The sequence below is a fragment of the Mesorhizobium sp. WSM4306 genome, assembly GCF_007003975.1.
In the GTDB taxonomy this organism is placed as follows: Bacteria; Pseudomonadota; Alphaproteobacteria; order Rhizobiales; family Rhizobiaceae; genus Mesorhizobium.
Genome location: NZ_VFTC01000005.1, coordinates 46478 through 68969, shown reverse-complemented (window position 1 = coordinate 68969; position 22492 = coordinate 46478). Strand labels below are relative to the sequence as shown.

Here is a 22492-nt window from a genome sequence, read left to right as displayed (position 1 = left end):
TCATGGTAGAGCGCACCCCGTTCCTGAATTTCTTCACGCATGTGATCCTGTTCGCCGGCTTCGTGTTTTGCATCGCGCCGTTCGTCATCGTGACCATCGCGGCATCGCACAACCTCAAGGACGTCAACGACGTGCCGATGTCGCTGCTGCCGGGCAACGACTTCTGGGTCAACATCAAGACGGCGTGGGTAACGGCCAACCTCGGGCCGAAGCTGCTCAACAGCTTCATCATGGCGACCGGTGTCGCCGCCGGCAAAGTGATCATCTCGGCGCTCACCGCCTTTTCGATCGTGTATTTCCGATACCCCGGCCGCACCTTCATCTTCTGGCTGATCTTCGTCACCCTGATGCTGCCGCTGGAAGTGCGCATCGTGCCGACCTATGCGGTCGTCGCCAACGTGCTCGAACCCTTCCAGACGATCATGGATCTGACCGGTCTATCCTGGCTGGTCGAGAAGGTTTCGGGCGTGCATGTCGCGCTCAACCTGGGGATGCTCAATTCCTATCCCGGCCTGATCCTGCCGCTGATCGCCACAGCCACCGGTACCTTCCTCTACCGGCAGTTCTTCCTGACCGTTCCCGACGAGTTGACCGAGGCGGCGCGCATGGACGGCGCCGGCCCACTGCGCTTCTTCATCGATATCCTTTTGCCGTTGTCGCGCAACAACATGGCCGCGCTCGGCACCATCATGTTCCTGTGGGCGTGGAACCAGTATCTGTGGCCACTGCTCATCACCACCGACCAGTCGCATGCGACGGCGGTGACCGAGCTCAAGCAGCTCATCCCCAATGTCGGCGGCGCGCCCGAATGGCACATTGCCATGGCCGGCACGCTTATCATCATGCTGCCGCCGCTGGTCGTCGTGGTGCTCATGCAACGCTGGTTCGTGCGCGGCCTGATCGCCACCGAAAAATGAGGAGCAGACAATGGCCTCCATCACCATTCGCGACGTCACCAAGAGCTACGCCAAGATGCAGGTCGTGCACGGCGTCAGCCTCGACTTCGCGTCCGGCGAGTTCGTCGTCATCTTGGGGCCATCCGGTTGCGGCAAGTCCACGCTGCTGCGCATGATCGCCGGACTGGAGGATATTTCCGGCGGCACGATCGCCATCGACGGCACGGTGGTCAACAAGCTCGAACCGCGCGAGCGCGGCTGCGCCATGGTGTTCCAGAACTACGCGCTCTATCCGCATATGAGCGTGTCGCAAAACATCGGCTATTCGCTGAAAGTATCGGGTGTTCCCGCCGCCGAGCGCAAACAGCGCATCCAAGCTGTCGCCCGCACCCTTGAACTGGAACATCTGCTCGACCGCAAGCCGATGGCGCTGTCCGGTGGCCAGCGTCAGCGCGTCGCCATGGGACGCGCCATGATCCGCGAGCCGAAGGTGTTTCTGTTCGACGAGCCGCTGTCCAACCTCGACGCCAAGCTGCGGGTGCAGATGCGCTCCGAAATCCGCAAGCTGCACCGCCGGCTCGCCGCCACCTCGGTGTTCGTCACCCACGACCAGGTCGAGGCGATGACGCTAGCCGACCGGCTGGTGGTGATGAATGGCGGCCGCGTCGAACAGGTCGGCACGCCAGCCGAAGTCTATAGCCGTCCGGCAAGCCGCTTCGTCGCCACCTTCGTTGGCGCACCGGCAATGAACATGCTTGAGGGCACAGTGACGCTCGACGGCCTGTCGCTGCTTGGCGACAGCCGCAAGCTCAACGTTTCACGCGCCGGCCTGCCGGTCGGCACCAAGGTCGCGGTCGGCATCCGGCCGGAGTCGGTACGTCTGGTCGCGGCGGGCACGCCGGGCGCGCTCGAAGCGACCGTCGATCTCGTCGAGGAGCTCGGCGCCGGGCGGGTGATCTATGTCGATCTCGACGGCGCGCCATTCTCGGTGGTGACGTCGGAGACCGTCCATCCGGTGCCAGGCAGCACGGTCGGCCTGCAGTTTGCGGAAACCGATTTGCATTTCTTCTCGTCGGAGACGGGGAGCCGGCTCGACGTGTTCAAGGCGTCGGTGCGGGAACCGGCACTCTGATTTTGTCGCCATCGGCCAGCGCGTTCCGTCCGCCCGCAGCGGATGACCAGCATTGAGGACAAGTCGCATCATGAAAATCATCCAGGTCACCGATATCCATCTCGGGCGGCGCGGCGAAATCCGCTTTGGCGCGGACCTGCATGAGCGGCTCGACCGCTGCATCGACCACATCAATGCCCGCCACGGCGATGCCGCGCTTTGCGTGTTCAGCGGCGACCTGACAGAGACCGGTGCTGATGAAGGCTATGCCGATCTCAAATCGGCTTTGAGTCGGCTTTCGCTCCCTTACCGGCTGCTGCCGGGAAATCACGACAGTCGGGGCAATCTCAAGGCGGCATTCCCTGAAAATCCGACCGATGAGAACGGTTTCGTGCAGTCGGTCTTCGACACGCCCGAGGCATCGCTGCTCTTCCTGGACAGCCTGGCCGAAGGTCGCGTCACCGGCGAACTCTGCGACAAGCGGCTTGCCTGGCTCGACGCGCGGCTCGCCGATGCGACGGGACGGCAGGCCTACATCTTCCTGCATCATCCTCCGGTCGAGCTCGGCCTGCCGCTGCTCGACCCGCTCGGGCTCGAACAACCGCAACGTTTCCTCGAGGTGCTGACGCGCCATGGCAATGTCGGCCATATATTCTTCGGCCATGTCCATCGCGACATTGCCGGCACGGTCGCCGGCATTCCGTTCACCGCGCAACGCGGGCTGCATGCCCGCTTCATGCTCGACCTCGTCGGCGACGAGATGGTCGAGCAGGCGCCGCCGACCTACGGCATCATTCTCATCGACGCTGCTGCCCGACACCTGGTCGTGCACAACAACGATTTTCTCGAGACCTGGCCGCTGTGGTCACCGGCGACGGGCCAGAGGGTTGGCTAGGAGCTGATCTCGCTAGGCGAAGACGTGCGCCTTGCCGGAGACGGTCAGGCGCACGATCTCGCCGACGGCGGGCGCGTCGATGCCAGGCTTGCGCAGGATCAGCGGCGTGTTGCCGATCGCGGCTGCGTCAGGCGGATCGGGGTTGTTCAACAGCCGCACCGCAATCGTGCACATCGAGCCGGCGAACTCCGAGTCCGTCACCTCGGCGAAGATCGTGCCCGGCGGGCCCGACATGCCTTCGCGCGACGTGCGGTTCACCTGCACCTGCTCCGGTCGGAGCATGATGCGGGCGATGTCGCGGCGCTCCTTCGAGTCGACGGCGATGCGGCCGAGCGAGGAGGTGGCGAAGCCGCCTGAAACCTTTGCCGGCAGGATGATGGCGTCGCCAAGGAACTCGGCGACCATCCGGTCCTTCGGCTGCAGATAGAGTTCGCGCGGCGTGCCGACCTGCGAGAACTTCCCGTCACGCATCACCGCGACCTGGCTGGCGAAGGACAGCGCCTCGGCCTGGTCGTGGGTGACCAGGATGGTGGTGATCCCGGCAGCTTCGAGCAATTCGGCAACCGCCTTTCGCATCGAGGCGCGCAGGCCGGTGTCGAGCGCCGAGAACGGCTCGTCGAGCAGCATCAGCCTGGGTTTCATCGCCATGGCGCGGGCCAGCGCCACGCGTTGCTGCTGGCCGCCGGAGAGCTGGTGCGGTCGGCGTTTGAGGATCGCCTTGTCTAACCCGACGGTATAGGCAAGCTCGGCGATGCGCTCGGCGCGCTGGTCCTCGCCGCGGGCCATGCCGAAGCCGATATTGTCGGCGATGCTGAGATGCGGAAACAGCGCGCCGTCCTGCGCCACCAGGCCGATGCCGCGGCGATGCGCCGGCACCGCATGGCCGCCATTGGCAAGCACCTCGCCGTCGAGCACGACGCGGCCCTGGTCGGGCGCCTCGAAGCCGGCGATCAGCCGCAGCAACGTCGTCTTGCCGCAGCCGGACGGACCGACAATCGCGGTGCGGCTGCCGCTGGCGACGCTGAGGTCGACGCCGGCAAGGGCGGCGACCGGGCCGTAATGCTTGGTGAGGCCGCTGATTTCGAGAAAGCTCATCGTCCGGCCATCCGTTTCGACTGGATATAGAGCAGCCAGGTCAGTGGCAGCGACATCGCCACCATGATGAAGGCGTATGGGGCGGCCGAGGCATAGTCGATCTCGCCGCTATAGGACCAGAACGCCATGGCCAGCGTGCGCGTGCCGTTGGGGGCCAGCATCTGGGTGGCGGTCAGTTCGTTCATGATGCCAAGCGCCACCAGCGCCATGCCGGCCGCGGCGCCTGGCGCCGAAAGGCGGATCGTCGTCGACCACAGCGCCTTCAGGGGCGGCCGGCCAAGGCTGGCGGCGGCGCGTTCAAGCTCGACCGGCGCCTGTGCGATCGACGCGCGGAGGCTGATCAGGGCGCGCGGCAGGAACATCAGCGCATAGGCGACCAGGATGGTGAACAGCGTCTGGTAGAGCGGCATGGCGATGCGCACGGTGATGGTGACCAGCGCCAGCGCGATGACGACACCGGGCAGCGAGCCGACAATGTAGTTGCAGCCCTCTAGCAGCCGCTGCAGCGGCCCCGGCGCACGGATCGAGATCCATGCCATCGGCATGGCGGCGATGGTCGCAAGCAGGGCGCCGGCGAGCGCCAGGAACAGCGTCTGGCCCAGCGCCAGGCCGATCTCATCGAAACGCCAGACATCGGCGCCGCCGGCGACCAGCCAGCGGCCGATGGTGACGAAGGGCACGCCGATGGCGAGCAGCGTGGTGATGGCAGGCAGAGCCAGGCAGGGCAGCGTGGCGCGTCCGAGCCTGCTGCGCTGCCGGCGGCGAGCCGCACCTGAGCCGACGCGGGCATAGCGCTCTTCGCCGCGCACCAGCACCTCGAGAGCGAGCAGCACGAAGCAGCAGGTCACCAGAACGCCGGCCAGCATGTTGGCGGCGGGGCCATTGAAGGTCGACTGGAACTGGTCGACGATGGCTGTGGTGAAGGTGTCGAAGCGGATGAAGACATAGAGGCCATATTCGGCCAGCAGATGCAGGCCAACCAGCAGCGCGCCGCCGCAAATGGCGAGTCTCAACTGCGGCAGCACGACGCGTGCGAACACGCGCCACGGTCCGAGGCCGAGCGCTGCGGCTGCGTCTTCCAAAGCAGGATCGAGCCGGCGTAGCGACGCCGCGATTGGCAGATAGAGGAACGGAAAATAGGCAAGCACCGACACCAGCACGCCGGCCCACAGGCCGTGCAGTCCCGGCACCAAGGTAATCCAGGCATAGGAGTGCACAAAAGCGGGGATGGCGAGCGGCGCCACCGCAAGCCAGGCCCACAGCCGAGCGCCGGGCAGGTCGCTGCGCTCGGTCAGCCAGGCCAGCGCTATCGACAACATAATCGCGATCGGCACGGTGAGCGCCACCAGCAGCACGGTGTTGATCAGAAGTTCGCCGACGCGCGGCCGGAAGACCAGGGCCGAGACGGTGCCCCAGCCAGTCTGCACCGCGATCCAGACGATAAAGGCGAGCGGCACAAGCGACAGCAGCGAGACGATGATGGCGGCAACCAGGATCCAGGACATGGGCTGCCGGCGGGCCGATCGCCTGGCGGGCTGGCCTGAACGTGCGAGATCGACCGCAGACTGCATCAGGTCAGCGCCACTGCCGCCGGGGCGAGGCCAGCCGTAACATCAAGGGCGCGACTGGAAGCGCAATGTGTCGTCATGGACAAATGCCATCTCGAAAACAGAGCGCTCCTGCGGAAAGCCCGCAGGAGCGCAATCGTTGCCCTTTTAGGACGAACGCAGGCTAAAGCAAGCCGGCTGCCGTCATCAGATCGGTCACCTTCCTGGAGTTCAGCGTCGCCGGGTCGACCTTCGGCGCCTGCAGATCGTTGAGCGGCACCAGCTTCGGGTTGGACTGGGCGTCCTTGCCGACTGCATATTCGAAGGATGTGCCTGATTTCAGCACCTCCTGGCCGCCCTTGCCGGTCACCCATTTCAGGAATGCCTGGGCTTCCTTCTGATGCTTGCTGGAGGCGAGCACGCCGCCGCCCGAAATCGAGACAAAGGCGCCTGGATCCTGGTTCTTGAAATAGTGGAGTTCGACGTTCTTGCTGTTTTCGCCGGTCTTGGCCTGATCGCCGAAATAATAATAGTGGTAGATGACGCCGCCATCGATCTCGCCGGCGTTGACTGCCTTCATCACCGTGCTGTTGCCCTTGTAGGCGGTGAAGTTCGCCTTCATCGCCTTCAGCCAGTCGGCGGTTGCGGCTTCGCCCTTGAGCTCAAGTAGCGCGCTGACGATGGCCTGGAAATCCGCGCCCGACGGCGAGGCGGCCCAGCGGCCCTTCCAGCTCGGATCGGCAAGATCGAGCATCGATTTCGGCAATTGATCGGCGGTAAGCTTGGTCTTGTTATAGGCAAAGACAGTGCTGCGTGCAGCCACGCCGACCCATTTGCCGCTGCTCGGCTGGAGTTCGCCCGGAACCTGGGCCAGCGTATCGGCGTCGACCGGCGCGAAAAGGCCAGCCGCTTCGACCAGGGTCATGGCCGGGGAGTTCTCGGTCAGGAACACGTCGGCTGGCGAAGAAGCGCCCTCGGCGACGATCTGGTTGGAGAAATCGCTATCGCCGCCATTGCGCAGCGTGACCTTGATGCCGGTTTCCTTGGTGAAACCTTTGACCCATTCCTTGGCCAGGCTCTCATGCTGGGCATTGTAGACGATGATGCCGGCATCCATGGCCATTGCGGGACCGGCGATCATGCCGATTGCCAGCGCGGTGGCGCCGACCAGGGTGGGAAGGGTGTATTTCATGGCGTCATCCTCAATGTCGGTGGTTCTGGTTTGCACGGCTGCACCTACCAATACCTGATTACCATAGTCAACATTGGTGGGCTGCTTCAATCCGTCGCTCGCCCGCAAACTTTCGTGATTTTGCGGCACTTTGGCTTGGACATTATTTCATTGGCCACGTAACAAATCAGCGCCGAAGCGCGAAGATCGGGGAGTGAACTCTTGTGAGCGGCAAGGATGAGGCCGAGCTTTCCCGGCTGATGCGGGCCGCAATCGCGGGAGACGAAAGGGCTTACGCCGACTTTCTGCACCGGATTGCCGCGCTGGTTCGCGGCTTTGTCAGGCGCAAGATCGTACAGGGCGGGGTCGATCCCGAGGATGTCGTGCAGGAAACCTTGCTGGCCATTCATGTGAAACGGCATACCTGGCGCCAGGACGCGCCGGTGCTGCCGTGGATCTATGCGATTGCCCGCTTCAAGCTGATCGATGCCTTTCGGCGGCGCGGACGGCGTATCGAGATCGAGATCGACGAGATCGCCGAAACTTTTGCCGAGCCGGAAGCCGAGACCGTCAGCGAACGTGACATCAACCGGGCGCTGGACGGCTTGCCGCCGGCGCAGCGTTCAGTGGTCTCGGCCATATCCGTCGATGGCCGCTCGATCGGCGAGACGGCGGCCAAGCTCGGCGTCAGCGAGACGGCGGTCAGGGTATCGCTGCATCGCGGGCTTGCCGCGATCGCCAAACGGTTCGGGCGGCAGTGATATGAGAACCGAAGATCTCATCAAGGCACTCGACGCTGATATCAGCAGCAAGGCGATGCCGCTGCGCTCGGCCTGGTGGATAGCTGCGGCTGGGGCCGCGGTGATCGCGGCGGTGGTGTTCTTCCTCACTATCGGCCCACGTCCCGACATCATGATCGCCATGCACACGATGCGGTTCCTGGCGAAATTCGTCTTCACCATCGTGCTTGCCATCACCGCGTTTGGCCTGATCCGGGCACTGTCGACACCGGGCGCTTCGACGGCGAGAGCCGCAGCCTGGATGGCGGCTGCGCCGCTGCTTGTGGCTGTGGCCGTAGCCCTCGAACTGTTCATGGTGCCGGAGCCAATGTGGAGCACCCGCATGGTCGGCTCCAACATGATGATCTGCATGGGCTTCATCCCGCTGATCGGAATCGGGCCGCTTGCCGTTTTCCTGTGGATGCTGCGCTATGGCGCGCCGACGCGACCGGTGCTTGCCGGTGCGGTCGCGGGCCTGCTCGCTGGCGGCTTGGCGGCGACCTTCTACGCCGCCCACTGCTTCGACGATTCGCCGCTTTTCGTCGCCACCTGGTATACGCTCGCCATTGCCGTCCTCGCAGGGCTCGGCGCGCTCGGGGGACGGTTCTTCGTGCGCTGGTAACCGGGCCGCCTGAGATCGCCCGCAATAATCACCGATCCTTAATCATGCCGGCAATTGTTTGCGGGTTAACCGTATCGCCGGTGGCTCAGGCGCAACCTTTCCTTAAAAGCGATCATCCAGGGTTCTCGCAGAAATGTGTTGCGCATGGGGTGGCATGCACGGTGATGCGATGGAAACGAAAAAGCCTGCGGGCTGACAGTCACCTGGCTTTAGTGCTTGCGGCCGGCGGGTTTTGCGCCGCCGTCGTGGCGATGCTGCTGTCGCGGCTCAACGTCAGCGCTGACGTGCTGAAGCTCTGCCTGCTGATATCGGTTCCGGTCGCCGCCGTGGCGCCGATCCTCGCCGCCCTGTTTATTTACCGGATACTGGACGACCGCCGGCAGATCGCCGAGAGCGAGCAGCGCTTCCGTCGCGCCATGGAGGATTCGGCGATCGGCATCGCCATTGTCGGTATCGACGGCCGCATCCAGGAAACCAATCCGGCCTTCGCCGCCATGCTCGGCTACAGCAAGGAAGAGATCGAGGCGCTGACCTTCTTCCAGATTACGCATCCCGACGATGTGCAGATCGGGCGCGAGACGATGGACGGCATACGGGCGGGCACCGTCAACGCCTTCCACTTCGAAAAGCGCTACCTCAAGAAGGACGGCACACCGGTGTGGGCTCATCTTGCCGGTTCCGTCATTCGCGACGAGAAGAGCGGCCGCCCGCTCTACCTTGTCTCGCAGATCGAGAATATCGACGCACGCAAGCAATCCGAGGCACGCATAGCCGAAGCCGAAACGCGTTGGAATTTTGCACTGGCCAGCGCCGGACAAGGCGTATGGGATCTCGATATGCGCAAGGGCGGCACCACCTACTCCGCAACCTGGGTAAAGATGCTGGGCTATGCCGATGGCGAACTGGACGGCGACCCCGACCTCTGGCTGACAATGATCCACCCCGACGACCGCGAGAATGTGGCCGAGGCCGATCGCGCCCATCTGGAGGGCAAGACGCCGTTTTTCGAAGCCGAGTTCAGGATGCGTCACAAGGACGGCCACTGGGTGTGGATCCTCGATCGCGGCAAGACACTCGAGCGCGACAGCGAAGGCCGGCTCATCCGGGCCATAGGCAGCCTGACCGACATCACCCAGCGCAAGCAGACCGAGGAAAGCCTGATTGTGTCGGCGGCGGCGCTGGCGGACGAGAAGGAGCGGTTGAGGGTGACGCTGCAGTCGATCGGCGACGCTGTCATCTGCGCCGATGCCGCCAACCGCATCACCTTCATGAACCCGGTCGCCGAAAAGCTGACTGGCGTTGCCGGCGCAGAGGCGCTCGGCAAGACGCTTGGCCATGTCTACTGGGCGGTGGATGAGGAGACCGGGCAAAGGATCGGCATGACGCGGCCGGCGCTCGGCGGCTCCAACCCCGCCGACCACAACAGCCGCGCGGTGCTGATCCGCCGTGACGACACGCGCTGCAGCATCCGCCAGGTGGTGTCGCCTATCATGAACGAGCGCCAGGAATTCTGCGGCCTGGTCATCGTCTTCCAGGATTTCACCGATGCGCGCGCCTTGCAGCGCCAGCTCGCCTACGCCGCCGCGCATGACGCGCTGACCGGCCTTGCCAACCGCTCAAGCTTCATCCGCACCATGGAAGAGCTGGTCGACCAGAGCCGCAAGGCCGGCGCGGCAAGACCGGTCGGCGAGCATCATTTCATGTTCATCGACCTCGACCATTTCAAGCTGGTCAACGACACTGGCGGCCACGCCGCCGGCGACGCCCTGCTGAAGCGGGTTGCCGAGGCTATTCGCGGCGCGCTTGGGCCGAAGGATATCGTCGCCCGGCTCGGCGGCGACGAATTCGCGGTCATCCTGAAATCGGGGTCGAGCGCCGGCGCCAAGATTGCCGCCCGCAAGATCATCGACGCCATACGCGGCCTGCAGTTCACCTGGGACGGCCGGCCGCATGCGATCGACGCCAGCATCGGGGTGGCGCCGATCCGCACCGGCGAAGTCGACGAGATCATCGCCCGCGCCGATGCCGCCTGCTATGCGGCCAAGGCCGCCGGCCGCGGCTGTGTTTCCGTGGCGCCTGACGATAACGGGTCAAAGGGCCAAGCCGAGCTGCCGCTCGCGGCGGCGTCCTGACGGCGGAACGGACTAGAGCGGTTCAGCGTTTCACAGAATCGCTGAACCGCTCTAAGCATTTGTTTTTACGCAATTCCGGACGGAAAACCGTTACACACTTTTCCTGGAATTGCTCTAGCGTTCTGATGGGTTAGCGCGTGGGAACCGGGTGTTCGCCGCGATAGTCGTAGAAGCCGCGTCCGGTCTTGCGGCCAAGCCAGCCGGCCTCGACATATTTCACCAGCAGCGGGCAGGGGCGATATTTCGAATCCGACAGGCCGTCATGCAGCACCTGCATGATCGACAGGCAGGTGTCGAGGCCGATGAAGTCGGCGAGCTGCAACGGTCCCATCGGATGGTTGGCGCCAAGCTTCATGGCGGTGTCGATGGCGTCGACCGAGCCGACGCCCTCGTAGAGCGTGTAGATCGCCTCGTTGATCATCGGCAGCAGGATGCGATTGACAATGAAGGCCGGGAAATCCTCGGAGACGGTGATCGTCTTGTCGAGCTGCTTCACATAATTCTTGGCTGCCTCGAAGGTCTGGTCCTCGGTGGCGATGCCGCGCACCAGTTCAACCAGCTTCATCAGCGGCACCGGGTTCATGAAATGTATGCCGATAAAGCGCTCGGGACGGTCGGTCTGCGCGGCCAGGCGGGTGATCGAAATCGACGACGTGTTGGTCGCCAGAATGGCTTCCGGGTTGAGCTGCGGACAGAGCTGGGCATAAATCTTGCGCTTGACCGTCTCGTCCTCGGTCGCCGCTTCGATCACCAGATCGGCACCGGCGAGATCGGCCATGGCGGGAGCCGCCGAAATGCGCGCCATCGCATCGTTGCGCAGCTTTTCGTCAAGCTTGCCGGAGCCGACCTGGCGGGCCATGTTGCCGCTGACTGTGGCGATGCCCTTCTCGATACGGTCGGGCGAGATATCGTAGATCAGCACCTTGTAGCCCGAAAGCGCGGACACATGCGCGATGCCGCCGCCCATCTGGCCGGCGCCAATAATGCCGATCGTCTCGATCTTGGCCATTTGCAGCGATCCCGTCGAAAAGGCCTTAGCGGCCTGCTTTTTGTGCAGTGCAAACTAAAAGGGTGGGGCAGCTTCGTCTACCCCACCCTTCACAATTTAATACGCTTTGGCAGAGAGCGTCAAAGCGCCTTTTGCAGCTCCGGCAGGATGACGAACAGGTCGCCGACGAGGCCATAGTCGGCAACCTGGAAGATCGGGGCCTCCTCGTCCTTGTTGATGGCGACGATGACCTTCGAATCCTTCATGCCGGCAAGGTGCTGGATGGCGCCGGAGATGCCCACGGCGATGTAGAGGTCGGGGGCGACCACCTTGCCGGTCTGGCCGACCTGCCAGTCGTTCGGCGCGTAGCCGGCATCGACGGCAGCGCGTGAGGCGCCGACGGCGGCACCGAGCTTGTCGGCGACCGGCAGGATGACTTCCTGGAACTTCTCCGCCGAGCCGAGCGCGCGGCCGCCCGAGATGATGATCTTGGCCGAGGTGAGCTCCGGACGGTCGGTCTCCGACAGCTTGTTCTCGACGAAGGTGGACAGGCCTGGGTTGGCCGCTGCCTTGACGGTCTCGACCGCGGCCGAACCGCCTTCGGGCGCCGCCTGGAAGGAAGCCGTGCGCACGGTGATCACCTTCTTGGCATCGCTCGACTGCACCGTCTGAATGGCGTTGCCGGCATAGATCGGACGCTTGAAGGTGTCGGGCGAAACCACCTCGATGATTTCCGACACCTGCGCGACATCGAGCAGGGCCGCCACGCGCGGCGCGACGTTTTTGCCCGACGAGGTCGCCGGCGCGATGATGGTGTCGTAGGCGCCCGCCAGCGAGACCACCAGAGCGGCCGTCGGTTCGGCGAGACGCTCGGCCAGCTCATCGGCTTCGGCCAGCAGTACCTTGCCGACACCTTTCAGCTTTGCGGCAGCGTCGGCCGCGCCCTTGGCGCCCTTGCCGGCAACCAGCACATGCACGTCCGAACCGACCTGCAGGGCAGCCGAGAGCGCCTTGGCGGTCTGGTCGGAAAGGCTTGCATTGTCATGTTCTGCGATGAGGAGAATGGTCATTTTTCTGTTCCTTTCCCGATCGCTTACAAAACGCCGGCTTCGTTCTTGAGCTTGTCGACCAGTTCGGCGACGCTCTTGACCTTGACACCCGCCTTGCGGCCGCTCGGCTCCTCGGTCTTGATCACCTTGAGGCGCGGCTTGACGTCGGCGCCGTAATCGGCCGGGCTCCTTTCGTCGAGCGGCTTCTTCTTGGCCTTCATGATGTTGGGCAGCGAGGCGTAGCGTGGCTGGTTGAGGCGAAGGTCGGCGGTGACGATCGCCGGCATCTTCAGTTCCACCGTCTGCAGGCCGCCATCGACTTCGCGCGTTACCTTGGCCTTGTCGCCGTCGAGCACCACCTTGGAGGCGAAAGTGCCCTGTGCCCAGCCGAGCAAAGCGGCCAGCATCTGACCGGTCTGGTTGGAATCGTCGTCGATCGCCTGTTTGCCGAGGATGACGAGGCCGGGCTGCTCTGCGTCGACGACGCCCTTCAGCACCTTGGCGACGCCGAGGGGCTCGGTCTGTTCGTCGGTCTTGACCAGGATGGCGCGGTCGGCGCCCATGGCGAGTGCGGTGCGCAAGGTTTCCTGCGCCTGCTGCGGGCCGATCGAAACGACGATGATCTCTTCGGCCTTGCCAGCTTCCTTCAGCCGGATCGCCTCTTCCACCGCGATCTCGTCGAACGGGTTCATCGCCATCTTGACGTTGGCGAGTTCCACCGCCGAACCATCAGCCTTCACGCGAACCTTGACGTTCGCATCCACAACCCGCTTCACGGGCACAAGGATCTTCATTTGCCTGTCACCTCTCCTGAGATATTCGGGCGCGCTATAGCAGCGTGCGCCACTGCAGAGTTGTCGAAAGCCGACATTCCTGACTGAATTCCGGCCAAACGGAATTCTGGCCGGACGGTATTCTGGTCTTCTACCGCCTAACGGTGGCGCCCTCCGTAGTTGCGGTGACCTTGCACGTCAATACGTGTGCACCACTCAAATCGGTTCAGTCCTGGCCGGAAGCGCCACTGCGGCCCCAGTGCGTCGCCGGTTGTGTGGGCGCGGGATCGGCTGGCGCCGGCCCGGTGGAAACGGCCGGCTGATCGGCGGGCTCCGGTTCGCCGTCATCGCCGGCGAGCAACGGTACGCCGCGGCTGCGCATAATGAGCACCAGCACGCCACCGGCAATGATGCCGCCAATGTGGCAGGCCCAGGATATCTGGTTTTCGCCGCCGGCGGCAAACATCACCACCTGGAAGCCGATCCACAGGATCAGCGGGATGAAGGCCGGGATGCGCAGCGGAATGCGGGCGAAGACCAGCACCCACACTTTCACCCGGGGATAGAGGACCAGATAGGCGGCGACGACGCCGGCGATGGCGCCGGAGGCCCCGATCAGCGGCACTTGCGAATCCCAGGCGACGAGCCCCTGGAAAGCGGCTCCGGCGATGGCGCACAGCAGGTAGAAGATGAGGTAGCGGATGTGGCCGAGCGCGTCCTCGACATTGTCGCCGAACACCCACAGGAACAGCATGTTGCCGCCGAGATGGAAGATATCGGCATGCAGGAAGGCATAGGTGATGTAGCTCAGGCTCTCCGGAATGACGACGAATTCAGGCGAGAGCTCTGCCGTATTGTGGACAACCGAAGGAATGAAGCCGAGGCCGAGCACGGCTGCGTTGTTGAAATTTTCGCCGCCGATCGTGGTGACGAGAAAGACCAGCGCGTTGGCCGCGATCAGGCCGATCGTCACATATTGCAGACGGATGTGGCGCAACCTGTTGGTGTCGTAAAGCGGGATAAACATGCCCCGGTCCCTCGTCCGCTTTCGACCAAATTCAGCGGTTCTTGCCGGGCACCCATAACACGTCGGCATTTCCGTTGTCATTGACCGCACGGGCGGCGACGAACAGAAAGTCCGAGACGCGGTTTATGTATTTCAGCCCCTCGCGGTTGACGTGCTCGGCCGGGTCCTGCGCTAGCGCCACCATGATGCGCTCTGCCCGCCGCGCCACGGTTCGGGCAAGATGAAGGGCCGCTGCCGCCGGCGTGCCACCATTGAGCACGAAGGATTTCAGCGGCTTAAGCTCCTTGTTGAGGAGGTCGATGTCTTTTTCGACGCGGTCGGTCTGCGAGGCGATGATGCGCAGCGGCTCGTAGTCCAGCGGCTTGCCGTCATCGGGCACGGCGAGATCGGCGCCGAGGTCGAACAGGTCGTTCTGGATGCGGTTGAGCATCGCATCGATCGCGGGATGGGTTGGCGCGGTGTGCAGGCGGGCGATGCCGATGCAGGCATTGGCTTCGTCGACGGTACCATAGGCATCGACGCGCAGGTCGGATTTCAGCCTGCGTTCACCGGTGCCGAGGCCGGTGGTGCCGTCGTCGCCGGTGCGGGTGTAGATCTTGTTGAGCTTGACCACGCCGTCCCTCTTAAGCGGTTTTGGACACAATTCCGGACGGAAAACCGTGTCATACTTTTCCTGGAATTGCCAAGGCCCGTTACTGATCGGATAAACGTCATTTGCGGGTGAAATAGACGACGAGCAGAAGCAGCACCAGTGCTACGGCCTGCAGCATCACGCGCGCTTGCATCAGCTTGTTCGAGGTGACGCCGTCGCCGCCGCGCATCATGTTGATGAGGCCGCGGACCAGCACGATCAAGACTGCGGCCATGGCCACAACGGCGAGGATTTTGAAGACGGTGACCATCTGGCGGCTCCAGTTCGTGTCGCTCAGGCGCGCCTGGCAAGCACGCGATAGAGCAGGGACGCCGGCAGGATGCGTTTCAGCATCACGCCGATCTTAGCCGGCACCGTTACCACATAGTGCGGGCGCGGGCGCTGTGACAGAAGCGCGTGGCGCAAGGCCGTGTAGACCACCTCTGGCCCCGGTTTCAGCCGCGATGAGCTGCCGCCGGCCCTCAGCCGCGCCAGTTGCGCCGCATAGGCAACGTGATGGACCGAGTTCTCGTGGTCGATGTTTTTCAGGAACCAGAACAGCCCGTTGCTGGCGATCTTCGACGTCACCGGCCCCGGTTCGATCAGCGAAACATGGACACCGCTGCCGCTGAGTTCCTGCTGCATGCACAGCATCAGGCCTTCGAGCGCGTGCTTGGAGGCCGCATAGGCGCCGCGAAAGGGCACAGGCGCCAGGCCGAGGATCGAGGAGCAATGGACCAGGCGACCATGGCCCTGGCGGCGCATCACCGGCACGATGCGTTGGGTCAGGTCATGCCAGCCGAAGAAATTGGCCTCGAACTGCTCCCGCAATGCCGCAACCGGCAGGTCTTCGACCGCGCCGGGCTGTGCATGGGCGCCATTGTTGAACAGCGCGTCGAGGCGTCCGCCCGTTCGCTCCAGAACCGATGCCGCAAGGGCTGCGATGGAGTCCGGCTCGCGATAGTCGAGGTAAAAGGCCTCGATGCCATCGGCCTCTAGAGCGGCGATATCTTCAGGCTTGCGCGCCGTTGCAAGCACGCGCCAGCCATCCGCCTTCAGCGCCCGGGCGCAATGGGCGCCGATTCCGGATGAGGCACCGGTGACAATGATGGTGCGCAATTCTTTCGCCGGAGGGATCGTGGTTTGAGCAAGGGTTGCCATTTGCCACAATCCCTTCCCATATTCGCGGCGTCGAGACAATCGAAGGGAACGCGGCTCTTGATGCGGAATATCGTCGTGCTGCGCCGCGTGCTCTACGATGCGCTTGGCCATTTCAACACCGACGACGGTTGGGCGATGGCCAGCCATCTGGCGATCACGTCGCTGATGGCGCTGTTTCCGTTCCTGATCTTTGCCACAACGCTGGCGAGCTTCCTCGGCGCGCAGGCCTTCGCCGATACCGCCGTGCACCTGGTATTCGACACCTGGCCCGAACAGATCGCCAAGCCGATCGCGCGCGAGGTGCTCAACGTGCTGACCGTGCGGCGCACCGATCTTTTGACCTATGGCGTGCTCCTTGCCGCCTATTTTGCCTCCAACGGCATCGAGGCGCTGCGCACCTCGCTCAACCGCGCCTACCGGGTCGCCGAGACGCGCGGCATCATCTACCGGCGGGTGCAGAGCATTTTCTTCGTGTTGATCGCCACGGCCGGGTTCCTGGCGATCAGCCTGCTGCTGGTCTTTGCGCCCTTGCTGGCGCGGCTGGCTGAAGCCCATTTCGAGTGGATCAAGCCCTATACCGGCACGATCACGCTGTGGCGCTACGTCATCGCCTCAGTGGTCATCATCGGCGGGCTGTTTGCTGTGCATTACTGGCTGCCGGCCGGCAAGCGCCGCTTCGTCTCACTGGTGCCTGGTATCGTTTTCACCTTGGCCGCATGGCTTATCGGCTCGACGATGTTTGCAACCTACCTCGACCATTTCTCGTCCTATGTGACGACCTATGCGGGGCTGGCCTCAATCATGATCGCAGTGGTTTTCCTCTATATGTTGTCGGCGATCTTCATCCTCGGCGGCGAACTCAACGCCGCGATCAGTCGCTATCTCGAAGCGCGCGCCAGGGTCGGATGAGAGGAATTGAGGAATTGAGGAAAAAAAGGGCCATATCTGACGCTGTGTGCTTTTTCTCCAATTCTCCAATTCTTCAGATCCTCAATTCCCTAGTTTTTCCCCTGACCGGCCGGGCCGTTGCCAGTCCGACGCCTAGTGTCGCGATGGCCATGCCGACGATCTGCACGAGGCTGAGCTGTTCGCCGAACAGCGCCCAGGCGATTACAGCGGTGACGGCCGGCACCAGGTAGAACAGCGACGCGACCTTCGACATCTCGCCGTCGCGGATCATCACCATCAACAGGAAGATGGCGCCGATCGACAGCACCAGCACCAGCCAGGCCATGGCAAAGATCAGTTCGCCGTTGATGATGACCGTGTGCGTCTCGAAGGCAAGCGAGGCCAGGATCATCAGCGCGCCGCCGCCGATGTATTGCCACATCGTCGCCGCCACCAGGTCGCCGCCCGACGCATAGCGCTTCTGCCAGATGGTGCCGGCGCTCATGCCCAGCACCGAGACGAACGAAGCGACCAGCGTTTCCGGCGTGACGCCGCCGCCAAGCGCGCCGAGCTTCGGCCACAGCACGATGACGACACCTATGAGGCCAACGGCGAGGCCGGCCCAGTGCCGCGGCAGGATGGCCTCGCCGAGGAACTTGCCGGCAAGCACCGCCGTGATCAGCGGCTGCAGGCCGACGATCAGCGCCGAAAGCCCGGCCGGCATGCCTCGGTGGATCGCCCAGAACACCGCGCCGAGATAGACGCCATGCATGAGAATGCCGGCGACGGTGGCGTGAAGCGCTTCGGCCCTTGTGGCGCGCTTCGAGTCAAGCACGAGCATCAGGCCGGCGAGCAGCAAGGCGGCAATGACAAAGCGGGCCGCCAGGAAAGTGAAGGGTTCCGCCCATGGCATGGCATAACGCGCACCGATGAAGCCGGTCGCCCACAGGACGACGAAGGAGGCGGGGATGAACCGCTTGAGACTGTGCATTTTTGGGGAAGCCGTTCGTGTGCGGTGGGGGCCGATTGGGTGAAGAGTAAACTACGGCAATTGCTCTAATGCGCTTCAATCCGGCAAGCAAAGCGAAACAATTGATACATAAGCTCATGGGAATGTAAGGGGTGACCGAATTCAAAGGGCGGCGTCAGGGCAATCGGCTTCTGTCGATCGATCCGGCGACACGCCGTTTCGGCATTTACTGGAGCGCACATGCTGTTGCATCTGGACACAAGCTGGCTGTTGATGACGGTTGCGAGCGTGGCCGTGTTCGGCTTCTTCTTCGGCTCAGCGCTCGACGCCATCATGCAGGAGGACGGTTTTGGGTCGACCGGCAACACGCTGCTGTTCACACTTGGTTTTTTCGTCGCGATCATGGTCGCGAACGAGCATGGCATCGTCCTTAGAGATCTGAAGCTCGCGGTTGCCTGGGGACTGGGCGGCGCCTTCGCGTTTATCGCCGCGTTGGCGCTGCTCAAGGCGGGGCTGGCCCGCCTTTAGCTAGAGTCCGACAAGCCGCCTGACATCGTCCGGCGAAGCGCCTGCCTGCCTGAGCGCGGCAAGGCCGGTATCGCCAAAGCTCTTCGACAATTTGCGCCCGTCCGGTCCAAGCACGAGACGGTGGTGGAAATAGTACGGCTGGGCCAGCCCGAGCAGTTCCTGCAGCAGGCGCTGGATGCCGGTCGCGGAATAGAGGTCGCGGCCACGCACGACATGGCTGACGCCTTGCAGGGCGTCGTCGACGACGACGGCCAGGTGATAGCTGGTCGGGATGTCGCGGCGCGCCAGGATGACGTCGCCCCAATCCTGCGGACGCGCCTCGACATGCTGCGTCGCCGACAGCGCCTCGTCGGTGAATTCGCGCCAGGACAGATCCGTGCCGACGCGCGCCCGTGCGGCATCGACGTCGAGGCGCCAGGCGAATGGTGCTTTGTCGGCGATCCGGCGGTTGCGTTCGCGGATCGGCAGCGCCTTGTCGGCGGCGGGATAGAGCGGCACGCCGTCGGGATCGCGCGGCCAGTCGCGGCCGCGCTTTTCGCTGTCGGCGATAAAAGCCCTGATCTCGCCACGGCTCATAAAGGCAGGGTAGACGAGCTCTTCGCGGATCAGCCGGTCGAGCACTGCCTGATAGTCGGCAAAATGCCCGGCCTGGCGCCGCACCGGTTGTTCCCATTCGAGCCCGAGCCATTCGAGGTCGCGAAAAATGCCGGCCTCGAACTCCGGCGTACAACGCGTAGTGTCGATGTCCTCGATGCGCAGCAGCAGGCGCCCACCCACCGCATTTGCCATTTGCTGGTTGAGCAGCGCCGAATAGGCATGGCCGAGATGCAGCTCGCCATTCGGGCTCGGCGCGAAGCGAAATGTCAGGAGCGTCATCTCAGAGGCGGCAATCCGGTTGTGCAGCGGTTTTGCCAATTGCTACTTTGCTGCTCATCGGCGGACAAGGATACCATGCAACGCATCGCGACACTGGACGACATTGCGCGGGGGCTGGATGCGCTTTGCACAATCGATCCGCGGCTGGAAAAGGTGCGCGGCATGGCCGGCGAGGTGCCGCTGCGGCTGTCGGAGCCGGGGTTTCGTAGCCTCGCCTCGATCATCGTCTCGCAGCAGGTCTCACGTGCGAGCGCCGATGCCATTTTCGGCCGACTGGTCAAACTGGTCGATCCGCTGACGCCGCAGGCGATCCTCGCTTCCGGCGAGGACATGTTTCGCGAGGCTGGGCTGTCGCGGCCGAAGCAGCGCGGCCTGATCGCGGTGGCCCAGGCCGTGGCCGACGGGCTCGACCTGCATCACCTCTGCTCGCTCGACGCCGAAGAGGCGATCGCTGCCATGACAGCGGTGCCGGGCATCGGTCCGTGGACGGCGGAAGTCTATCTTCTGTTCGCCGCCGGCCACCCCGATATTTTCCCCGCGCGCGATGTTGCGCTTCAGAGCGCGGTCGGCCATGCGCTGGGCATCGAGCCGCGTCCGCCGGAGAAAACACTCATCGCTCTGGCCGAATCATGGAGCCCGTGGCGAGGTGTCGCATCGCGGCTTTTCTGGTCCTATTATCGCGAAACCAGGGGCAGGGACGCAGCGCCTCCGGCCTGAATCCGCAAAAAAGCATGAAAATCCTGCATTTTTGCCGCTTTCAGCTGACGACAATCCGCTTCACATCCCTGTCATGTCGGGCTTACAGTATCCGCGCCGAACGGTTCTAGAGCCAAGGAGGTCAACAAGGTGACGGTTGCCGTATCTCCGGATGGGCTTCCCGCGCTGGTGCTGAATGCGGATTACCGTCCGCTCAGCTATTACCCCTTGTCACTCTGGTCCTGGCAGGACGCCATCAAGGCAGTGTTCCTCGACCGGGTCAACATCGTCGCCGAATACGAGCATGCGGTGTCTTCGCCGACCTTCTCGATGAAGCTGCCCAGCGTCGTCAGCCTGAAGGCCTATGTGAAGCCGTCGAGGCACCCGGCGTTCACCCGCTTCAACGTCTTCCTGCGCGATCGCTTCCAGTGCCAGTATTGCGGCACGCCCGAGGATCTGACCTTCGATCACGTCATCCCGCGCCATCGCGGCGGGGCGACGACGTGGGAGAATGTCGTGGCCGCCTGCTCGCCCTGCAATCTCAGGAAGGGCGGCATGATGCCGGCGCACGCCAAGATGTGGCCGCTGCAAAAGCCCTATCAGCCGACTGTGCACGATCTGCACAACAATGGCCGGCTGTTCCCGCCCAACCATCTGCATGAAAGCTGGATGGATTATCTGTACTGGGATGTCGAACTGGAGCCATAGAGTTCGGCAGAAATCCGCGAGCCCGGCCGTCTGCCGCAGCTTTCTGCGCTTCCGGTGCTCACGTACTTAAGTACGCTCCGCTCCGGTTCTCGAAAGCCGCGCCAGCCAATCCGGGCTGGCGAATTTCTGGACGAACTCTGCGGCGTGCCACTCAATCAATCTCGCTCAATCCCGCGCCAGCGCGCCGCGGAAGGCGACGGCGGCAAGGATGAAGCTGGCGATGGCGTTCCAGCCGGCCAGCGACAGGCCGAGGATGCGCAGTGCGGCCTTGTCGCAGGACGGCGGCACGAATTTGTCGAGCGCGTCGAGCACGCCCTTGCCGCCGGTGTCGACCGGGCCAGCGCCGGCCGTGCAGTCGGCCGGCCCTTGCCACCAGGCCCATTCCACGCCCGAGTGATAGACGCCGAGATAGAGGCCGTAGAGCATCAGCAGGCCGCCAATGGCGAGCAGGCCGCGCGTCAGCCAGGCCGGCGCGCTGAGCATCGAGGTGATCACCGCCAGCAGCATCAGCGGCGCGCCGATGTAATAAGGCGTGCGCTGCTCCAGGCAGAGATGGCAGGGGATGTAGCCGCCTATGTGCTGGAAGGCGAGTGCCGAGCCGACCGTGGCGGCCATGGCGACGGCGAGAAACAAAGCGGTGCGCGTCCTCTGGCGTCCGGTGTCGGCAGTCATCGTAGCTGTCATGTCTCGTCCGTTGAATTCGCCGTCCGCCGGCACAATCCTGAAAACACCGCCCGCCTTGGGCGGTCAGAAGGCGTATTTGACCACGATATAGAGCGAAATCAGGGCGGCGGCGCCGGCGCCGAAGATCAATCCCAAACGCTTCTCGATGAATTCCTTGATCTCCTCGCCGTAGCGGCGCAGCAGCCAGGCGAGAAGCAAGAAGCGAGCGCCGCGCGCCAGGATGGCCGAGATGATGAAGACGACGAGATTGACGTGAAGCGCCCCGGCCAGAATGGTAACCACCTTCATCGGCGGCAAGTGGGCGGCGCCCGATGTGACGAGCAGCACCAGCATCAACCCGGTGCCGGACGACTGCCACCTCTCGAACGTGTCGAGGCCGCCGAAATGCTCCAACATCGGCCGCGCTATCGTGTCGTAGGCATAGTAGCCGATGAGCCAGCCGGCAATGCCGCCCAGCACGGACGCAACGGTGGCGGTCAGCGCGTAGCGATAGGCGCGTTCGGGCCGCGCCAACGCCATGGGCAGGTACAAGACGTCGGCAGGTATGAAAAACACCGAGCTTTCGACGAAGGCGATAAAGGCCAGCCACCATTCGGCGGATTTGCGGGCCGCCAGCGACAAGGTCCAGTCGTAAAGTCCGCGAAGCATCGGCTCTCCTGATGCAGGTCGCCCAAACTGCGCAGCGGCTTCGGGACAACGGGCATGCACAAACAATGATCGAAGCGCGCCACGTCGATCTCTCAGGCCGGGGCGCGCTTTCACTCGCGGCCTGTCTAGAAAGATTTTCTGCGCCGCACAATGGCAGGAGCTACACGAAACCGAAAGGCGGGCTTTTGCCGCAAGCAGGGCAGGGCGGCGCATTTGGCCAGTTGACGAACAGGCCTCCAACCGTATAGTCCGCGCCATCCAGGCCATTGGCCTGAGCCCCTATGGCGGAATTGGTAGACGCGCTCGACTCAAAATCGAGTTCCGCAAGGAGTGCTGGTTCGATTCCGGCTAGGGGCACCAAATCTCTCCTGGTGGATTTTGATCCACCCGAAATCCACCTTGGAATGCCTCGTTGGCACCCTCTATGAGGGGTCGCGTCCAGCCTGTACCTTGGCCGACAAGGCGAAGGCATCAGTCATCAGATTGACCAATCCCGCTCACCCCACTCGCCGACCTCATCGCCTCTAAGCGCGAACGTCTGGTGTGATGTCCGATACAAAAGCACCGCCACGGTGACGTCAGCCGGTTACAAAAAACAGGAAATATCTCCAGCCTTC

Annotated in this window: 24 protein-coding genes and 1 tRNA gene; 11 read left to right on the top strand and 14 right to left on the bottom strand. The window is 63.6% G+C overall.

The window, feature by feature from the left end:
* Positions 1–2: 2 nt before the first annotated feature.
* The 3 genes from FJV77_RS08815 to FJV77_RS08805 all read left to right on the top strand — a co-directional run bounded on the left by FJV77_RS08815 (position 3) and on the right by FJV77_RS08805 (position 2902).
* Positions 3–917: an ABC transporter permease subunit gene (locus FJV77_RS08815; protein WP_142866425.1), complete on the top strand. Its 915-nt coding sequence runs from the start codon at positions 3–5 to the stop codon at positions 915–917.
* Positions 918–927: 10 nt separating this feature from the next.
* Positions 928–2028, top strand: a complete 1101-nt coding sequence (gene ugpC / locus FJV77_RS08810) for a sn-glycerol-3-phosphate ABC transporter ATP-binding protein UgpC (RefSeq protein ID WP_142866424.1) — start codon at positions 928–930, stop codon at positions 2026–2028.
* A gap of 70 nt (positions 2029–2098) precedes the next feature.
* Entirely contained in the window at positions 2099–2902 is an 804-nt protein-coding gene (locus FJV77_RS08805; protein WP_142866423.1) for a phosphodiesterase, read from the top strand.
* A gap of 12 nt (positions 2903–2914) precedes the next feature.
* Here the strand turns inward: FJV77_RS08805 and FJV77_RS08800 are convergent, their stop codons facing one another.
* The 3 genes from FJV77_RS08800 to FJV77_RS08790 all read right to left on the bottom strand — a co-directional run bounded on the left by FJV77_RS08800 (position 2915) and on the right by FJV77_RS08790 (position 6736).
* Positions 2915–3997: an ABC transporter ATP-binding protein gene (locus FJV77_RS08800; protein ID WP_142866422.1), complete on the bottom strand. Its 1083-nt coding sequence runs from the start codon at positions 3995–3997 to the stop codon at positions 2915–2917.
* Complete coding sequence (locus FJV77_RS08795) at positions 3994–5568, bottom strand: iron ABC transporter permease (protein WP_142866421.1); 1575 nt, start codon at positions 5566–5568, stop codon at positions 3994–3996. Before FJV77_RS08795 ends, FJV77_RS08800 begins: the two co-directional genes overlap by 4 nt.
* Positions 5569–5728: 160 nt before the next feature.
* Positions 5729–6736, bottom strand: a complete 1008-nt coding sequence (locus FJV77_RS08790) for an iron ABC transporter substrate-binding protein (RefSeq protein WP_142866420.1) — start codon at positions 6734–6736, stop codon at positions 5729–5731.
* Between the two features lie 203 nt (positions 6737–6939).
* On the opposite strand from FJV77_RS08790, the gene FJV77_RS08785 reads away from it, so the two are divergent.
* The 3 genes from FJV77_RS08785 (at position 6940) to FJV77_RS08775 (ending at position 10248) form a co-directional block, all read left to right on the top strand.
* Positions 6940–7476, top strand: a complete 537-nt coding sequence (locus tag FJV77_RS08785; protein WP_142866419.1) for a sigma-70 family RNA polymerase sigma factor — start codon at positions 6940–6942, stop codon at positions 7474–7476.
* 1 nt (position 7477) lies between these two features.
* Positions 7478–8116: an NrsF family protein gene (locus FJV77_RS08780; RefSeq protein WP_142866418.1), complete on the top strand. Its 639-nt coding sequence runs from the start codon at positions 7478–7480 to the stop codon at positions 8114–8116.
* A 164-nt stretch (positions 8117–8280) separates the two neighbouring features.
* A complete protein-coding gene (locus FJV77_RS08775) occupies positions 8281–10248 on the top strand; it encodes a PAS domain S-box protein (RefSeq protein ID WP_142866417.1) in 1968 nt (655 codons plus the stop codon).
* A gap of 130 nt (positions 10249–10378) precedes the next feature.
* Here the strand turns inward: FJV77_RS08775 and FJV77_RS08770 are convergent, their stop codons facing one another.
* From FJV77_RS08770 to FJV77_RS08740, 7 genes are all read right to left on the bottom strand, one after another.
* Positions 10379–11257 (bottom strand): 3-hydroxybutyryl-CoA dehydrogenase, encoded by an 879-nt coding sequence (locus FJV77_RS08770; RefSeq protein ID WP_142866416.1) that lies wholly within the window; start codon positions 11255–11257, stop codon positions 10379–10381.
* A 119-nt stretch (positions 11258–11376) separates the two neighbouring features.
* The gene (locus tag FJV77_RS08765; RefSeq protein WP_142866415.1) at positions 11377–12306 is read right to left on the bottom strand and encodes an electron transfer flavoprotein subunit alpha/FixB family protein; all 930 of its coding nucleotides are present in this window, start codon (positions 12304–12306) and stop codon (positions 11377–11379) included.
* A gap of 23 nt (positions 12307–12329) precedes the next feature.
* Positions 12330–13079, bottom strand: coding sequence for an electron transfer flavoprotein subunit beta/FixA family protein (locus FJV77_RS08760; RefSeq protein WP_142866414.1), 750 nt, complete (start codon positions 13077–13079; stop codon positions 12330–12332).
* Between the two features lie 205 nt (positions 13080–13284).
* The gene (locus FJV77_RS08755; RefSeq protein WP_142866413.1) at positions 13285–14085 is read right to left on the bottom strand and encodes a rhomboid family intramembrane serine protease; all 801 of its coding nucleotides are present in this window, start codon (positions 14083–14085) and stop codon (positions 13285–13287) included.
* A 31-nt stretch (positions 14086–14116) separates the two neighbouring features.
* Entirely contained in the window at positions 14117–14698 is a 582-nt protein-coding gene (locus FJV77_RS08750) for a cob(I)yrinic acid a,c-diamide adenosyltransferase (RefSeq protein ID WP_142866412.1), read from the bottom strand.
* 97 nt (positions 14699–14795) lie between these two features.
* The gene (locus FJV77_RS08745) at positions 14796–14987 is read right to left on the bottom strand and encodes a twin transmembrane helix small protein (RefSeq protein ID WP_142866411.1); all 192 of its coding nucleotides are present in this window, start codon (positions 14985–14987) and stop codon (positions 14796–14798) included.
* A gap of 23 nt (positions 14988–15010) precedes the next feature.
* Complete coding sequence (locus FJV77_RS08740; RefSeq protein ID WP_142866410.1) at positions 15011–15877, bottom strand: SDR family oxidoreductase; 867 nt, start codon at positions 15875–15877, stop codon at positions 15011–15013.
* Between the two features lie 60 nt (positions 15878–15937).
* Here FJV77_RS08740 and FJV77_RS08735 point away from each other — a divergent pair, with 60 nt between their 5' ends.
* Complete coding sequence (locus FJV77_RS08735; protein WP_185970245.1) at positions 15938–16786, top strand: YihY/virulence factor BrkB family protein; 849 nt, start codon at positions 15938–15940, stop codon at positions 16784–16786.
* A 73-nt stretch (positions 16787–16859) separates the two neighbouring features.
* On the opposite strand, the gene FJV77_RS08730 is transcribed toward FJV77_RS08735, so the two are convergent.
* Positions 16860–17756, bottom strand: a complete 897-nt coding sequence (locus FJV77_RS08730) for a DMT family transporter (RefSeq protein WP_142866408.1) — start codon at positions 17754–17756, stop codon at positions 16860–16862.
* A gap of 219 nt (positions 17757–17975) precedes the next feature.
* On the opposite strand from FJV77_RS08730, the gene FJV77_RS08725 reads away from it, so the two are divergent.
* Positions 17976–18263, top strand: a complete 288-nt coding sequence (locus tag FJV77_RS08725; protein ID WP_112562263.1) for a hypothetical protein — start codon at positions 17976–17978, stop codon at positions 18261–18263.
* Here FJV77_RS08725 and gluQRS read toward each other — a convergent pair whose 3' ends face one another.
* Entirely contained in the window at positions 18264–19139 is an 876-nt protein-coding gene (gene gluQRS, locus FJV77_RS08720; RefSeq protein ID WP_142866568.1) for a tRNA glutamyl-Q(34) synthetase GluQRS, read from the bottom strand. It lies immediately after the preceding gene.
* Between the two features lie 75 nt (positions 19140–19214).
* Between gluQRS and FJV77_RS08715 the strand changes: the two genes are divergently transcribed.
* Both FJV77_RS08715 and FJV77_RS08710 read left to right on the top strand, forming a co-directional pair.
* Entirely contained in the window at positions 19215–19856 is a 642-nt protein-coding gene (locus FJV77_RS08715) for a DNA-3-methyladenine glycosylase (RefSeq protein ID WP_142866407.1), read from the top strand.
* Positions 19857–19985: 129 nt separating this feature from the next.
* On the top strand, positions 19986–20543 hold the full coding sequence (locus FJV77_RS08710; RefSeq protein WP_008874122.1) for an HNH endonuclease: 558 nt from the start codon (positions 19986–19988) through the stop codon (positions 20541–20543).
* Positions 20544–20708: 165 nt separating this feature from the next.
* Here FJV77_RS08710 and FJV77_RS08705 read toward each other — a convergent pair whose 3' ends face one another.
* Positions 20709–21227, bottom strand: a complete 519-nt coding sequence (locus FJV77_RS08705; RefSeq protein ID WP_142866406.1) for a disulfide bond formation protein B — start codon at positions 21225–21227, stop codon at positions 20709–20711.
* A 63-nt stretch (positions 21228–21290) separates the two neighbouring features.
* Positions 21291–21875: a YqaA family protein gene (locus tag FJV77_RS08700; RefSeq protein ID WP_142866405.1), complete on the bottom strand. Its 585-nt coding sequence runs from the start codon at positions 21873–21875 to the stop codon at positions 21291–21293.
* Between the two features lie 275 nt (positions 21876–22150).
* On the opposite strand from FJV77_RS08700, the gene FJV77_RS08695 reads away from it, so the two are divergent.
* Positions 22151–22235, top strand: a tRNA-Leu gene (locus tag FJV77_RS08695).
* Positions 22236–22492: the final 257 nt, after the last annotated feature.